This window comes from Paenibacillus sp. Marseille-Q7038, from assembly GCF_965111595.1.
Genome location: NZ_CBCOOM010000001.1, coordinates 2,999,377 through 3,014,589 on the forward strand (window position 1 = coordinate 2,999,377; position 15,213 = coordinate 3,014,589).

Below are 15,213 nucleotides of genomic sequence, written 5' to 3' on the forward strand. Positions count from 1 at the left end.
ACATACCCCTTACCTTACAGCCTATTGCATAATTCGATGTACGCTATATACGTCCTTCACTCGTTTAATCTTCTCCACAACAGACTGTAGATGATCTGTATTCCGAATGAGGATCGTCATATGCACTTGAGCCAGTTTATTCTTATCTGTTCTGCCTGTAACAGCGGAAATATTCGTCTTGCTTTCAGAGACAGCTTGAAGCACCTCATTAAGCAAACCATTCCGATCATGTCCTGTGATTTCAATATCGACACTGTAGTTTGCTGTTTCGCTTTCGACTTCCCACTCCACTTCAATAACGCGGGCTGCTTCTTCCTCTTCTCCATCGAGAGATGGCAAGTTAGGGCAGTCCGTTCTATGCACAGACACACCTCGTCCGCGCGTAACATAGCCGACAATCTCGTCACCAGGTACAGGATTACAGCATCTGGCAAAGCGTACGAGTAAATTGTCAATTCCCTTCACACGAACACCATTGGTATGCTGTACTTTACGTTCAGGTGCGACTTTGATTTCTTTCCGTTCCGTAGTTAGTTCTAAAAGATTCGTTTCTTCTTGCTCTCTACGGAGTTTTTCAGTAAGACGTGTGACGATTTGAGATGCTGTAATGCCGCTAAATCCGATCGCACATAACATATCATCAATATCATTAAAAGCAAAACGCTTAGCTACTTCTTGAAGTTTGTCGTCTGTCAGCCACTGAGAAGGTTCAAGACTGAGGCGTTTAATTTCACGCTCCAGGCTCTCTCGCCCTTTTTCAACATTCTCTTCCCGCTTTTCTTTCTTATACCATTGCTTAATTTTGCTGCGCGCATGAGAAGACTGCGCAATTTTCAGCCAATCTCGACTCGGGCCATAAGAATGCTTAGAAGTCAAAATCTCCACGATATCTCCGGTTTTCAGCTGATAATCCAGAGGAACAATCCGACCGTTCACTTTTGCCCCAATGGTTCGATTACCGACCTCAGTATGAATCCGGTAAGCAAAGTCCAGCGGTACCGATCCTGCCGGAAGCTCAATGACTTCTCCTTTTGGTGTAAAGACAAACACCAAATCAGAGAAGAAATCCATTTTCAGAGATTCAACGAATTCAGAAGCATCTTTTGCTTCATTTTGCAGTTCAAGAATTTCCCGGAAGAAAGTGATGCTGTCTTCAAGATTACTTGCTCCGCCTTCTTTGTAAGCCCAGTGAGCAGCAATACCAAATTCAGCAGTCCGGTGCATATCCCAAGTACGAATCTGAACCTCTGTAGGCTCACCGTTTGGTCCGACAACCGTTGTATGAAGTGACTGGTACATATTTGCTTTTGGCATCGCAATATAATCTTTAAATCTGCCAGGCATCGGCTTCCATAAAGTATGGATAATGCCTAAGGTTGCATAACAGTCCTTAATATTATCAACGATAATACGAATAGCAAGCAGATCATAAATCTCATTAAACTGCTTGTTCTTTGTCGTCATTTTCTTATAAACACTATAGATATGTTTGGGTCTTCCTGAAAGATCCGCTTGGATTCCCATTTCTCCCAGTTTCTCATTAATTCGGTCAATAACGTTATCAATATATAGCTCACGCTCTGCCCGTTTCTTATGCATCAGGTTTGCAATCCGGTAATATTGCTGCGGGTTCAGATATCTCAAAGCGATATCTTCCATCTCCCATTTAATCGCAGAAATACCTAACCGATTAGCAATAGGACAGAAAATTTCCAATGTCTCATATGAAATTCGACGTTGGCTTTCTTCTGACTGATATTTAAGAGTACGCATATTATGAAGACGATCCGCTAGTTTAATCACAATGACACGTATATCTTGCGCCATCGCTATAAACATCTTACGATAGTTCTCGTTTTGCTGCTCTTCCTTCGAGCGGAACTTAATTCGTTCAAGCTTAGTTAAACCATCAACCAGCATGGCACACGTCTCGCCAAATTTCTTTCTGATTTCATCCAGAGGAACTGTAGTATCTTCTACAACATCATGAAGCAGGGCAGCAATAATTGATATGCTGTCCATCTGCATATTCACCACGATGTCTGCCACCGCCAGCGGATGCAATATATACGGTTCACCTGATTTGCGCGTCTGTCCGTGATGGGCTTCTTCAGCAAAGTCATAAGCCTCACGGATCAGGGTAAGCTCAGGTTCTTTGATATAGGCTCCAGCCTTCTCCAGTAATTGCTCTATGCCCATCTAGATTTGTCCGATTCCTTTCTATAATAAAATGGAACCCGCCGATCTTACGTCTACACAGGTTCCCCGAAAAAGTGATTTTATAATATTATGACGCTTACCCGCTTCTACGTCAACCATCGCCAGTAGATGACATATTCTGAGGGTTATCTCCATTTCTCCTTATTCCTTTCCTTTATGTCTAATCCAACATCCCCGTTTTTCCGCAAAAAATTACATTGAAAAATGACGGAAATCTGTATATCCTAGTAAAGATTGTTGGAGATTACGACTTTTACAGCAAGACATGAAAATTGAATAGGAGTGGACTCATTTTGCAACGCGAAATACAAGTTAATGAGAAATTACCATTGGGAAAAGGTTTTTTACTCAGCATCCAACATTTGTTTGCTATGTTTGGAAGTACTGTTCTTGTTCCTAATCTTTTCGGTGTAGATCCTGGGATGATCCTTTTAATGAATGGTTTAGGAACACTTCTCTACATATTTATATGTAAGGGAAAAATTCCTGCCTATCTTGGATCAAGTTTTGCTTTTATTGCACCTGTAACTATGGTAATACAGAATGATCCGAGTAATGGATACTCATTAGCACTGGCTGCTTTTATTATTACCGGTATTATCTTCTGTCTCGTAGCCCTAATTGTAAAGTTTGTTGGGACCAACTGGCTGGATGTACTTTTTCCGCCCGCTGTAATGGGAGCTGTTGTTGCCCTGATTGGACTTGAGATTGTCCCCGTTGCCGCAGGAATGGCAGGACTGATTAATCCAAACCCGGCAACCAATCCGAATTGGTCTCCTGACGCTACCACAATTACACTCTCTATGGTAACTTTGGGTGTAACCGTACTAGGTGCACTCTTGTTCCGTGGGTTTGCTAAAATCATTCATATTTTGATTGGAATCGTTACAGGTTATGCGCTAGCCTTTTTCATGGGTGTAGTCGACATTCATTCCATTACAAATGTGGATCTTATAACTGCACCAACAATTACTACTCCTTCATGGGATATAGGTGTTATTGTTACCATTGTACCTGTAGCACTCGTTGTTATTGTAGAACATATTGGTCATCTACTCGTCACAGGCAGTATTGTTGGAAAAGACTTATCGAAAGACCCCGGGCTTCATCGCTCTCTTTTAGGTAATGGAATCTCTACCATCGTATCTGGTTTTGTCGGCTCTACACCGAATACAACATATGGTGAGAATATTGGTGTTATGGCACTGACAAAAGTATATTCCATTTTTGTCATTGGCGGTGCTGCAATCATTGCTGTTGTGTTGTCATTCTCAGGTACGTTCACAGCTGTAGTCGCTAATATTCCCGATGCAGTAATGGGCGGCGTATCACTTTTGCTCTTCGGGATCATAGCTGCCTCTGGTTTCCGTATTTTTGTAGAACAGAAAGTAGACTTTTCCAAAACAAGTAATATGATACTTACTACCTTAGTATTTGTAACTGGGCTCAGTGGTGTAACACTTACCATCGGTACCGTTGAACTAAAAGGAATGGCACTAGCAACTGTAGTGGGTATGATTGCAAGCCTCCTGTTCGGTCTGTTCCATAAACTTGGTTGGATCAATGAATCCGTTGAAAACAATAATCACTAAAATCAAAAAAGGTATCCTCCGTATGGAGGATACCTTTTTTAAACCTAAAAAGCAGGCTACCAGTTTTCAGGATATTTCCCGGGAAACCTGTCACCTAGAATCTAAAATTCAGTTTGAGAATGATTAGTGCTTACAACTTAGTATTTCATCAAAGAATATACATTGATATCGGTCAATTTATTTCTTCCTTTAAGGTCTTCCAGCTCGATCAAGAAAGCAGCACCTACCACTTTGCCTCCAAGTTGTTCTACAAGGCTTACCGAAGTTGCGATTGTGCCTCCTGTTGCGAGCAGATCATCTGCGATCAGTACATTTTGTCCTTTTTCAATTGCATCTGAATGCATTGCAAGCTTGTCTTTTCCGTACTCTAGGTCATATCCAAGTTCAATTGTTTCACCTGGAAGCTTTCCGCTTTTACGAATCGGAGCAAACCCAACACCTAGTGCATAAGCTAGCGGTGCACCTACTACAAATCCACGTGCTTCAGGACCCGCAATAACATCGATCTTCAGATCAGAAACCATTTCTTTCATTTCATCTATAGCTTTGCGATACATCTCGCCGTCTTTCAGTAGGGTTGTAATGTCCTTAAAACTGATTCCCGGTTGTGGGAAGTCAGGTATAACCCGAATGTAATCTTTAAAATCCAAAATAATCTCCTCCTAATTTAAATGAGCTAGGATGCACCCTTCGTCTGAGATTTCATCCATTGCATCAGTTGGGGCGCTGCCAAATCAAACATGGCTTTCTCCATTTCAGCCAGCTGTTCAATAGCCTGGTAGTTCCTGGAATCCGTCAAACTCTGCTTCGGCGGATTTGTCACAAAGGTCAATGTACCTGAATGACGTTTGACAAATGATAACTCTTCAAACACGTCCATGACTTTTGACATCATTCTTACAGAATATCCACATTGTCGGCTTAAAGCCTCAATCATCTCTTTTTCAGGCACAGCTTCCTGTCCCCATTTCGAAATAAGGACATATATACGTTTAAAGTCATCACGACTCGGTCGTTGTAATCGTTGTTTAGGCTCAACCGTACGGTGAAGAAGAATGACATTATTCGCTTTCACAATCATGCTTTGCATGGCTGTCCATTGCTCTGCAGTTTCAGGGATGTCCAGCACAAACAGACTTTCCAGATGCTTATCGCCAATTTTTTTGGCTGAATCGTTCCACGGAACGATCCCAACCTTCCTATCATATACCCAAACGGCCTTTTCATACAAATGGTTTTCGATAGAAAATAAGTTTTTCTCTTGAACAAGAACCGCAATCTTTCCAGCATTAGGAATTATTCTATTGGATAAATCTTTTAGAATGGTTTTCATTTCCTCAAGAGGTTCTCTGCATCCACGATAATCAAACACCTGACGTGTTTTCACTCGGATATCTTCCATCATGAATTGGGGTTTTCTAGACCCATTCCATTCATTGATTTGGAGCGTCCCCATCACATCAATTACAGACCCCTCTGGGATATAGTCAGCCAGTTTGCCTTTTCCAAATGAAATAGCATCCATCATTTTTCCATCTTGTTCGATCGTTAACTTCAAATGAGTCAAATCTTTCCCCATTTTTCGGCTTGCCATCAGTTTAGCATCCCGAATAATAAATTTAGGAGTAGGATTATTCATACCGAAAGGCTGCATTTGTTCCATTTCTTCAATTACATTCAGCGGTACTTCGGATATACGACACTCTCCATCTGTCTCTGTAACAGGAATAAAATGTTCGGGTTTCATTACTTGACCGGCATACTCATTCAGCTTGTGCTCTAGCAGCTCCAGTTCATCTCGATGAAGCGTCATTCCTGCCGCAGCCGGATGTCCCCCATAATGATCCATGATGTCTTTACAAGCGGTCAAAGCCTCATACATATCAAGTCCAGGAGTGGACCTAGCCGAACCTTTGCATTTTCCTGTGGCAGGGTCAATCCCCAAGATCAATGTAGGCCGATAATATCTCTCAAGTACTTTCGAGGCAACGATACCCACTACACCCGGATTCCAACCTTCACCTGCTACAACGATAACATCAGGAACTTTACCATCCACTTTTTTTTGCTCCAGTATCTCAAAAGCTTCCTGCGTCATTTGTTCTACCACCTGCTGCCGCTCACGATTAAGCAGATCCAGTTCCTCCGCAAGGTGAGAAGCTTCATCATGGTCTTCTGTTGTTAGCAAGGAAACAGCTCTGCCTGCATGGGCAAGTCTGCCACTGGCATTAATACGAGGGGCGAGAGCAAATGCGACATTCGTTGAATTAACAGTAGACATGTCCACTCCACTTATTTCTAACAAAGCTCGAATTCCGGGAAATGAGGTGTTTCTCATTTCTTCGATACCTCTTTGAACAATAACCCTATTCTCATCAATAAGCGGCATGAGATCAGCGACCGTCCCGATCGTTGCGATTTCCATCCAGGCACGAGGTACACTTCCTAAAAGCGCTTCTGCCAATTTCATTGCAACACCAACCCCGGCAAGCCCTTTAAAAGGATAAGGACAGTCCTTCTGTTTAGGATTAATTAAGGCGTATGCTTCAGGAAGAACTTCAGGCGGCTCATGGTGATCCGTAACAATGACGTCTATTCCAAGTGTTTTAGCGTAAGCAATCTGTTCGACGGCACTAATTCCTGTATCTACGGTAATGACTAAGGTAACTCCTTGTTGGTGCGCCCAATCCAGTGCATGATTATGAAGACCGTATCCTTCATTCGCTCGATGAGGAATATAGATATCGTACGAGGCAGACAGTTCTCTCATAAGATAAATCATAAGCGAAGTGCTAGATACTCCATCGGCATCATAATCACCATAAATCAAAATATGTTCTCCTTGATCAAGGGCTTCACGAATACGTGGAACAGCTTGGTCCATTCCTTTCATAAGGTACGGATCATGAAGCACCTCATCAGAAGGACGCAAAAACTGCTCTGCTGTTGATTTACTATCGATACCTCGGTTTAGCAATAATCTTGACATTACATGAGAAATCGATAATTCCTCTGATAAGCTGTTTACCTGCTCATCTGTAATTTTAGGCTCGTTCCAATGATATTGAGAATAAAGCACTCATTAATCACCTTTCTTTCTAGCAAAAAAACAAAACTCAGATAATCCTGAGTTTTCATTTTACATTCTTATTGTAGTAACGTGTTTGTCTCTCTTTCGGCAAGATCACAATTACTTTTATATGGGTATTCTGATTGGTAAGGAACGACTTTCAGTTGAACGTTAGATACTTGTTCAAAACGTCCCATTAGTAGTACTTTCGATCTTTCCGCTACTTCTTGTGCTTCTGCTACGGTCATACGCGGATTGACGGTTATTGTTAAATCAATATGAATTCCTGCTTCACGTTCATAGGCACAAATATGCTCCACGGTAACAATACCATGAACACGCTGAACTGTCTGCATGTAATCATAGGTATCTAGGAAAGATTCCTCTTTTTGCCGAGGTATATGAGCTGTTATAAGCAGATAGCTTCTCCAGATCACAATTCCTGAAGTTGCAAAAGCAGCCATAGGATCAGCATAAAGAAGATAGAAATAGTCAAATGATTTACCAATCATAGCCAAAATAATTCCGGTAAGCACCAATAAAGAAGTATAAAATGCGTATCTGTGCTGTTCAAAATAACGTCTCATAATTGAACGTTCAGCATCTTTATATGTATGGCGCCACTCATATTGAAACCAAATTTCAGCAAAAGTAAAAGCGGTAACTGCTGCAATTAATGCGCTGAGATGCGGAGGCTCCGGATCTGCCTTAATCATAACTTGGACAGAAGATATGGCAAGTTGAAGCCCGCCCAGTAGAACCATTAGCGGAACAATGAGTGCTATGAATCGTCCAACTTTCTCCACTTTTTCAGAAGATTCTGTGGATGTTTCTTTACCGCTCCATACTTGATAATGTCGTATAAATAGAGATCCTGCTTCACTTGCGGAATATAGAGCATCGCTTAATAATGCTTTATTTCCCGAAAAAATGCCGACGCTTCCCTTTACCATTGTTAAAGCTGTATTCTTACAAACTTCCATCCAGAACATTACATGTATGGCTCGGTGTTGTTTGGTGGTCATCCGTGTTCCCCCTCTACACGTAAGACAGTAATATTAGAAAACCGCGCCTATAATCATAAGACGCGGTTTTCAGTAATCCTTGAGTAAGTTATGGAGTCGTCTTAGAAGGATTATTGTGATTTGGTTTTTGTTTACCTTTAAGCATTGCCCATAACGGACTTGCGATAAAGATGGATGAGTAAGCCCCAAATACAAGGCCGATCACCATCGCAAGTGAGAACATCCGAATGGATTCTCCGCCAAGCAGGAATAAGAACAGCGATGCAATAAATACAGTAACCGTTGTGTACAGAGAACGAGTCATCGTTTGTGAAATACTGCGATTTACGACTTCGTTTAAATCGGTTCTTGTTTTAATTTTAGAGAAACGCAAGTTCTCGCGAATACGGTCAAATACAACAATAGTATCATTAATCGAGAAACCAACAATGGTTAATACTGCCGTTATAAAGGTAAGATCCACTTCCAATCGGAATAGCGAGAAGATACTAATGACTACAAACGCATCATGCAGTAGTGCTACAATTGCAGCAACCGCAAATCTCCATTCAAAACGGATCGTTACATAGATCATGATACCCAAACTTGCAAGTAGAACAGCATAAATGGCATTTCTACCCAGCTCTTTGGCCATTTCTGGATCAACCGTGTTCACTTCAAAGGAAGCCTCAGGATCGATTTTCTCGTTAAAGGACGCTTTTAAGTTGCTTTCTTGTTCTTCATTAAGTACAGAAGGAAAACGAATACTAATCCGATCACTTCCTGCAGAGATCTGAGGTTCATCCGCTGCGAGTCCGATTTCTTCGATAATCGGCTCGATCTCTTCCTTAGTTACTGATTTGCTTGCCGTAATATCCACATTCGAGCCTGATCGGAAATCTACACCGTAGTTAAGTCCAAAGACTGCCAAACTTAGAATACCTAGCAGTGTAATGATAATAGAAAAGGTATAGAAATACTTACTGATTTTTATATAGTCATAATCCCATTTAAAGCGCACGAATTTCACTCTCCTTCACTCCGAAGTAACTAGGCTTCTTGATGAGATTTGCTTTAACAAGCAGGTTCAATAAGAAGCGGGAGAAGAAGACATTCGTGAGGATACTTGTCACAATATCAATAATTAGTACGATGGCGAATCCTCTTACCGATCCGGTTCCTAACCAGAACATAACGGATGCAGCAATAATCGTTGTAATATTGGAATCCATGACAGTACGGAACGAAATTCTCTCACCTGATTTCACAGCAGACAGGATACTTTTGCCGCTGCGAAGTTCTTCCTTAATCCGTTCGTAGGTAATGATATTGGCATCGACTGCCATCCCAATACCTAGAATGAAGGCCGCTATACCCGGGAGAGTCAGAACAAAATCACCAAGATAGAAAATAGCGAGTACAAGCCAAGTATGTGTGATGAGTGCAAAGCTTGCTACGAGCCCTGGAATACGATACAAACTAATCATAAAGACGAGTATAAAGATAGAAGCAATAATCCCCGCTTTTATCGTTTGATCAAGCGATAATTGACCTAGACTTGCTCCGACGCTCTGCGAATATTTCTCTGTCAGTTTAAGAGGCAATGCCCCTAAGTTAATCGTATCACGAAGTTCATTTGCTTCTTCTCTTGTATAACTACCTGAAATTTGCGCTTTACCATCGGTTAGTGGCTGTCTAACCTCAGGAGCGGATAACAATTCATCGTCAAGGTATATAGCCAGTGCTTTACCTTGGAGACGTTTTGTAATCTCAGCAAATTTTTCTTTATCTTTCACCTGAATATCGACCATCGGTTCATTTAGAGAGCCATAAACGACGGATGCGCCGTTTTCAACAAACTCATTACCACGAAGCTCGATTTTGCTGTATGTTCCAGGCTCATCATCTTCTGTCGCACTCCGAAATGTCAGTTCGGCAGGTTCTTTCATTTTACTACGTACCTCTACCTCATCCGTAACGCCTGCAAGCCTCAATCGAATGCGGTTCGTACCCTCTGTAGTTACTTCGGGTTCACTTGTACCTAGTGCATTCGCACGTTGTTCCAAGCTTTTTGCCGTTTGTGTAAGTGATTCTCTGGTGATTGCTTGTCCAGCTTCGAGCGGCTGTGCTTCATATAGAATCTCAAAGCCTCCCTTAAGATCGAGGCCCAAGCGTATATCTTTGAGCAGCCCCGGACTTGTATAGGCCATAACACCGACCATTACAAGTACGACCAGAATGAAACTGACTATTCTCTTCATGCCGTCCATAGTTCCCCCTTCATTCTCAATATTCCCATTATAGCGATGCAGGAAATCTCAGTCAATTTTCATTAAAAAAGTCCTCTTCCTTAGAAAGAGGAGCCTCGGTATGCAGATACTGTCATAAAGTTCATAAAACTGGTAGCTTTCAGCGACAAAATATCATTAACCAGTTGATGGAGTGGGGGAAGATTTCCTTGTTTTTCATATTTGCGGCTGACGCAATTCCAAACATCCTTACTTGTTACATATTGATATCCCACTAATTGAAGTTCTTCTGCCTTACTGCAGCATAAGAGCTCAATTGCATTTTCCAGCTCGTGGGCGTCCATTTCTTCAATAAATGATTCCATGGCGTTAAATCACTCCTTTTGTGCTCCTGCTTACATATTCGACATCTTCCTACAGTATTCCTGCCTAACTGAACGAGCATCTCCCTGGTGAATTAAGGGAAATCCTCTGATTGATAACTAATAGTCATGAGATGGGACAGGTTCGGCATATTCATGAAGTAGAACTAGTACCATATGACAAAACCTTATTATGTACTAACCCATGGGGAAGAGGGATTAACACTTATGAAAAAACAAACGTTCATCCAGGGGACCATGATTTTGCTTGCAGCCGGCATCATTAATCGGATCCTGGGATTCATTCCCCGAATCGTTTTACCACGGGTCATTGGGGCGGAAGGCGTTGGCTTATATCAGCAAGGTTACCCCTTTTTCATCGTTATCGTAACACTCATTACAGGTGGAATTCCGCTGGCCATTGCTAAGCTTGTAGCGGAGGCTGAATCCCATGGAGACGTAAAAGCGTCAGAGAAAATTTTAAAAACGAGCCTGTTCTTTACTTTGACCGCTGGTGCCGTCTTCACAGCATTATGCCTCCTATTTGCTCCATTTGTAACGAGCCGAATTCTCACGGATGAAAGGGTTTATTACACATTTGTTAGTATGACGCCTATGATCTTAATCGTCGCCGTCTCATCCGTATACAGGGGCTATTTTCAGGGGAAACAAAATATGATTCCGTCTGCAAGTTCCTCCATTGCTGAAACACTCATGCGTATTCTGTGCGTACTATGGTTCTCCTACCTTCTGTTACCAAAAGGAATCGAATTTGCAGCAGCGGGAGCCATGCTCGGTGCAGTAGCCGGAGAGCTTATCGGCATGTTTGTTTTACTTTGGCAGCATGAACGCAATAGAAAAGCTGGTATATTGGTGCCTGTAGCTATGCCACAGCCCAACAAAACTAAGGTGGAAAGTAAATCTATATTCAAACGAATCATGTCTATTTCAATCCCCGTTACAGCGGGACGTTTGGTTGGTTCCATCTCCTATCTTCTCGAAACAATTATCACAGCTCAAAGTCTTGCCCTCGCCGGATTCACAAAAGCAATGGCAACAGCACAGTACGGAGCCATGCAAGGTATGGTAATTCCTTTACTTCTTTTACCTGGTGCACTCACTTCTTCACTCGCTACGTCTTTAGTTCCTTCTCTATCTGAAGCTGCGGCAAGAAAAGATTACAAAACCATTCATAAAAGAATGCACCAATCTCTACGTTTAGCACTTGTGACCGGCGGTCCGTTTGCAGTCATTATGTATGTCCTCGCAGAACCGTTATGCTTGCTTCTTTACAATAACAGCTCCATTGCAGATATGCTGAGGACGATGGCTCCTTTTGCTCTATTTATTTACACACAAGCTCCCTTACAAGCAGCTCTTCAAGCTTTAGAACGTCCTGGTAAGGCGCTCTTCAATACAATGCTGGGTGCCATCATTAAGATCAGTCTCATTCTTTATCTTGCCTCGAAGCCCGAATACGGCATTTATGGAGCTATCATTGCCATCTGTATTAATGCCCTTGTCGTAACCCTATTGCATGGCAGAAGTCTAAAGCAGCTCCTTGGGTTTCGTTTTCGCTGGCTGGATGCTCTGAAAGTAGGCACAGGAATGATCATAATGGCAGCCGTAGTTCAATATTTATTTCATCATCTTCCTTGGCCCAACTTACTGTTCCTTCAGTTTCTTGCTTCTAGTTTTATAGGTCTGCTTCTATATTTATCGGTTATGGCAGCTTGTCGCTTAATTGATCTGCACGATTTATCTCGTATTCCAATCCTAGGCACTTGGATTCGTCGTAAATAATGAATTACGTTTTTTTCTTTACGTTAACGTAAAGCTCTCCTTTATGATCAATGGAACATAAAAATACATCCTTGAAATCTTTGACTCCTTTTTCTTGAATCTGATTTTTAAGCCAGAAACGATTTTTCTCCATTAATTCCAAATTAGAATCCTGTACTTTCCCGTCCATAATCAGCGGTAAGGGCAGAGCTCCATATCGTATATTTTGTAGTGCTTTTATATGTTCTTTACTTTCATCGCTCTTTGTATTGTCTTCTTTCAATTTCAAGTCACTCTTATTTGCTGTTTCTGCGGATCCCGAATCATCTGTGTGGCCAGACGACACAGACTCGTCCTCCTTTTTAAATACGGTGAGTTTACCCGTCGTCTCGAGGATTGCAAACTGTAGATCATCAACATTATCAATACTTTGCTCCCTGAGCTGCTGCATTAGATCATCTAAATTATAACGCTGCTTTCTCATCTCTTCTCTTTGCAGTTCACCATTAGAAACAAGGATAACCGGTTTACCATCAAGAGCAAGTCGAAACCAGCGGCTTTTTAGTCCGATTAGAGCAATGCCCACTTGCAGAATAATGAGAACAATAATGGGAACGATCCCCTCATAAAGTGGTCTATTAGTATCTTCAATAGCAAACACGGCAATTTCAGCAAGCATGATGGATATTACCAGATCAAAAACAGATAATTTCCCGATTTCTCTCTTACCCATCAGTCGGATTGCTAATGCAGCTATTAAGTACATGAGTATGGTTCTTCCAATTTGTAACATGACATGATCCATCTTTATCTTATCCTCCCGCATAGTGAGTCGCACTAATTTGTACCATAACAGTTCTCATAGGTTGACCGAACACAGAAAAGTCATGCCCATTAATTAATGGAAAATCAGTTCATATCATGGGTAGCTTGACCATACAATGTATTAATTAGAACCGAATGATTAAGGGAGGTCACCTTCATGCAATTTGTTCGCCGTTTGTTTTCTGTAAGAATTAATAGTCCTCTGCTTTCTGGTTTAAATGCTGCTTTCATCTGGCTGTTTATCGGTGCATTCGTCTTATCACTTTTTCTTTGGCTTACAGGTATGCGCGAGCAGGATTTATCGTTCTATACTTACGTAGTACATGCTGTTTCATTGCTTATCGGAGGTTTTATATCAGGCAAAAGATCAAACGAACGCGGATGGTATCACGGTGGAATTATGGGAGCGGTATACGGACTTCTTATCCTTGTCATTGGTTTTCTTGCTCTTGATTCTTCCTTGCAACTGAATGATGTACTGCAATGGGGGGCTGCCTTTGTTTTAGGAGCAATCGGCGGAATTTTTGGAGTGAATGTAGAAAAATCATAAAACATGAAGAACAGTAATAAAAAAAGAGGACTCCTAATCAGGAGTCCTCTCTAGTTTGCTTATGCCTTGTCTTCAACGCTCTCTCTAGGAGATACGGCACTAACACTGCTACGGTTAAATGTCAGTTTCGTAACATCGTTTACACGCAGTACAACAGTATCGTCCATTACCTCTGTAATCGTACCATGAAGGCCGCCAATCGTTACTACTTTGTCTCCCTTTTTCAAGGAATTCAATAAGTTCCGATGTTCTTTTTGTCTTTTTTGCTGTGGTCTAATGAGCAGGAAGTAAAACACTGCAAACATAAGTACCATCATAATGATTAGCTGCAAACCACCACCAGCTGCATTTGTTGTTGCTGTGAAATTCAACATTTGATTCCCCCCTTTCAAAGAATTGGTTATAAGTAGTTTACTTAGAACCCTTTGTCATTATCATGCAATCCATATTGATCAAAAAATTCATCCCGGAAATCAAGCAACCGGTCATCCATAATAGCTTGACGTACTTTCTTCATCAAGTCTAACAAGAAATGAAGATTATGGTACGTTGTAAGCCGCAGACCAAATGTTTCATCAGCCTTGATCAAGTGGCGAAGATAAGCCCTTGAATAATTCCGGCATGTGTAGCAATCGCACTCAGGATCAAGTGGACTAAAATCACGGGCGTATTTCGCGTTACGAACAACGAGTCTACCCTGACTTGTCATCGTTGTCCCATTCCGGGCAATACGAGTTGGAAGCACACAGTCAAACATATCTATACCACGAATTGCACCTTCAATCAATGCGTCTGGTGAACCTACCCCCATTAAATAACGAGGTTTGTTACTAGGCAGCAAAGGTACAGTGTAATCCAGTACATCGTACATTAAATGTTTGGGTTCTCCCACACTAAGTCCACCAATAGCATACCCCGGGAAATCCATGGAAGTCAAATCCCGAGCGCTCTGTTTCCGTAAATCTTCATGCATTCCACCTTGAACGATGGCAAACAATCCTTGGTCATTTGGCCGAGCATGACTTTCAAGACAACGCTCTGCCCAGCGGCTTGTTCTTTCGAGCGATTGTTTAACATATTCATATTCTGCCGGATACGGTGGACACTCATCAAATGCCATCATAATATCAGAACCTAGTGAGTTCTGAATATCCATGGCAACCTCAGGAGAAAGGAATAATTTATCTCCATTCAGATGAGAGCGGAAGTGCACGCCTTCTTCTGTTATTTTTCTCATTTCACTGAGGGAAAACACCTGAAAACCACCGCTATCGGTCAAAATAGGACGATCCCAGTTCATGAATTTGTGAAGTCCGCCTGCTTCGCGAACAATATCGTGCCCTGGTCTGAGAAACAAATGATAGGTATTGCTCAGAATAATCTGTGCTTCCATCTCTTTGAGTTCTTCAGGACTCATCGTTTTTACTGTTGCTTGTGTACCTACCGGCATAAAAGTGGGAGTCTCAATTACTCCATGCGGGGTATGAACGCGTCCAAGACGTGCTCCTGATTGCTTACAAGTTTTAATGTGTTCATAGGTTATCGCTGCTGACATTTTT

The 15,213-nt window shown here is 41.8% G+C and carries 13 protein-coding genes; 3 read left to right on the top strand and 10 right to left on the bottom strand.

The genetic code is table 11. The annotated features are described in order from the left end of the window. Positions 1–21 precede the first annotated feature (21 nt). A complete protein-coding gene (locus ACWPWY_RS14200) occupies positions 22–2,199 on the bottom strand; it encodes a RelA/SpoT family protein (protein WP_454192271.1) in 2,178 nt (725 codons plus the stop codon). Between the two features lie 314 nt (positions 2,200–2,513). Between ACWPWY_RS14200 and uraA the strand changes: the two genes are divergently transcribed. Next, the gene (uraA, locus tag ACWPWY_RS14205) at positions 2,514–3,812 is read left to right on the top strand and encodes a uracil permease (RefSeq protein WP_454192272.1); all 1,299 of its coding nucleotides are present in this window, start codon (positions 2,514–2,516) and stop codon (positions 3,810–3,812) included. Between the two features lie 137 nt (positions 3,813–3,949). Here uraA and ACWPWY_RS14210 read toward each other — a convergent pair whose 3' ends face one another. From ACWPWY_RS14210 to ACWPWY_RS14235, 6 genes are all read right to left on the bottom strand, one after another. Beyond that, positions 3,950–4,462, bottom strand: a complete 513-nt coding sequence (locus ACWPWY_RS14210) for an adenine phosphoribosyltransferase (RefSeq protein ID WP_454192273.1) — start codon at positions 4,460–4,462, stop codon at positions 3,950–3,952. A gap of 26 nt (positions 4,463–4,488) precedes the next feature. Beyond that, positions 4,489–6,891, bottom strand: coding sequence for a single-stranded-DNA-specific exonuclease RecJ (recJ, locus tag ACWPWY_RS14215; RefSeq protein WP_454192274.1), 2,403 nt, complete (start codon positions 6,889–6,891; stop codon positions 4,489–4,491). Between the two features lie 68 nt (positions 6,892–6,959). Beyond that, positions 6,960–7,907, bottom strand: coding sequence for a cation diffusion facilitator family transporter (locus tag ACWPWY_RS14220; protein WP_454192275.1), 948 nt, complete (start codon positions 7,905–7,907; stop codon positions 6,960–6,962). A gap of 88 nt (positions 7,908–7,995) precedes the next feature. Continuing rightward, positions 7,996–8,907, bottom strand: coding sequence for a protein translocase subunit SecF (gene secF, locus ACWPWY_RS14225; RefSeq protein ID WP_454192276.1), 912 nt, complete (start codon positions 8,905–8,907; stop codon positions 7,996–7,998). Next, entirely contained in the window at positions 8,897–10,147 is a 1,251-nt protein-coding gene (gene secD / locus ACWPWY_RS14230; protein ID WP_454192277.1) for a protein translocase subunit SecD, read from the bottom strand. The genes secF and secD overlap by 11 nt, the downstream gene beginning before the upstream one ends. A gap of 89 nt (positions 10,148–10,236) precedes the next feature. Further along, complete coding sequence (locus tag ACWPWY_RS14235) at positions 10,237–10,500, bottom strand: post-transcriptional regulator (protein ID WP_454192278.1); 264 nt, start codon at positions 10,498–10,500, stop codon at positions 10,237–10,239. A gap of 225 nt (positions 10,501–10,725) precedes the next feature. Here ACWPWY_RS14235 and spoVB point away from each other — a divergent pair, with 225 nt between their 5' ends. Further along, the gene (gene spoVB / locus ACWPWY_RS14240) at positions 10,726–12,300 is read left to right on the top strand and encodes a stage V sporulation protein B (protein ID WP_454192279.1); all 1,575 of its coding nucleotides are present in this window, start codon (positions 10,726–10,728) and stop codon (positions 12,298–12,300) included. 4 nt (positions 12,301–12,304) lie between these two features. On the opposite strand, the gene ACWPWY_RS14245 is transcribed toward spoVB, so the two are convergent. After that, on the bottom strand, positions 12,305–13,084 hold the full coding sequence (locus tag ACWPWY_RS14245) for a YetF domain-containing protein (RefSeq protein ID WP_454192280.1): 780 nt from the start codon (positions 13,082–13,084) through the stop codon (positions 12,305–12,307). A 177-nt stretch (positions 13,085–13,261) separates the two neighbouring features. Here ACWPWY_RS14245 and ACWPWY_RS14250 point away from each other — a divergent pair, with 177 nt between their 5' ends. After that, complete coding sequence (locus ACWPWY_RS14250) at positions 13,262–13,654, top strand: TIGR04086 family membrane protein (RefSeq protein WP_454192281.1); 393 nt, start codon at positions 13,262–13,264, stop codon at positions 13,652–13,654. Between the two features lie 59 nt (positions 13,655–13,713). Here ACWPWY_RS14250 and yajC read toward each other — a convergent pair whose 3' ends face one another. Further along, entirely contained in the window at positions 13,714–14,028 is a 315-nt protein-coding gene (gene yajC, locus ACWPWY_RS14255) for a preprotein translocase subunit YajC (RefSeq protein WP_454192282.1), read from the bottom strand. A gap of 41 nt (positions 14,029–14,069) precedes the next feature. After that, entirely contained in the window at positions 14,070–15,209 is a 1,140-nt protein-coding gene (gene tgt, locus ACWPWY_RS14260; RefSeq protein ID WP_454192283.1) for a tRNA guanosine(34) transglycosylase Tgt, read from the bottom strand. Positions 15,210–15,213 lie beyond the last annotated feature (4 nt).

Bases quoted from the DNA above. Each gene is read 5' to 3' on its own strand.
- ACWPWY_RS14245 (WP_454192280.1), bottom strand. From the start codon at position 13,084: ATGGATCATGTCATGTTACAAATTGGAAGAACCATACTCATGTACTTA.
- ACWPWY_RS14235 (WP_454192278.1), bottom strand. From the start codon at position 10,500: ATGGAATCATTTATTGAAGAAATGGACGCCCACGAGCTGGAAAATGCA.
- secD (WP_454192277.1), bottom strand. From the start codon at position 10,147: ATGAAGAGAATAGTCAGTTTCATTCTGGTCGTACTTGTAATGGTCGGT.
- yajC (WP_454192282.1), bottom strand. From the start codon at position 14,028: ATGTTGAATTTCACAGCAACAACAAATGCAGCTGGTGGTGGTTTGCAG.
- tgt (WP_454192283.1), bottom strand. From the start codon at position 15,209: ATGTCAGCAGCGATAACCTATGAACACATTAAAACTTGTAAGCAATCA.
- ACWPWY_RS14220 (WP_454192275.1), bottom strand. From the start codon at position 7,907: ATGACCACCAAACAACACCGAGCCATACATGTAATGTTCTGGATGGAA.
- ACWPWY_RS14200 (WP_454192271.1), bottom strand. From the start codon at position 2,199: ATGGGCATAGAGCAATTACTGGAGAAGGCTGGAGCCTATATCAAAGAA.
- spoVB (WP_454192279.1), top strand. From the start codon at position 10,726: ATGAAAAAACAAACGTTCATCCAGGGGACCATGATTTTGCTTGCAGCC.
- ACWPWY_RS14250 (WP_454192281.1), top strand. From the start codon at position 13,262: ATGCAATTTGTTCGCCGTTTGTTTTCTGTAAGAATTAATAGTCCTCTG.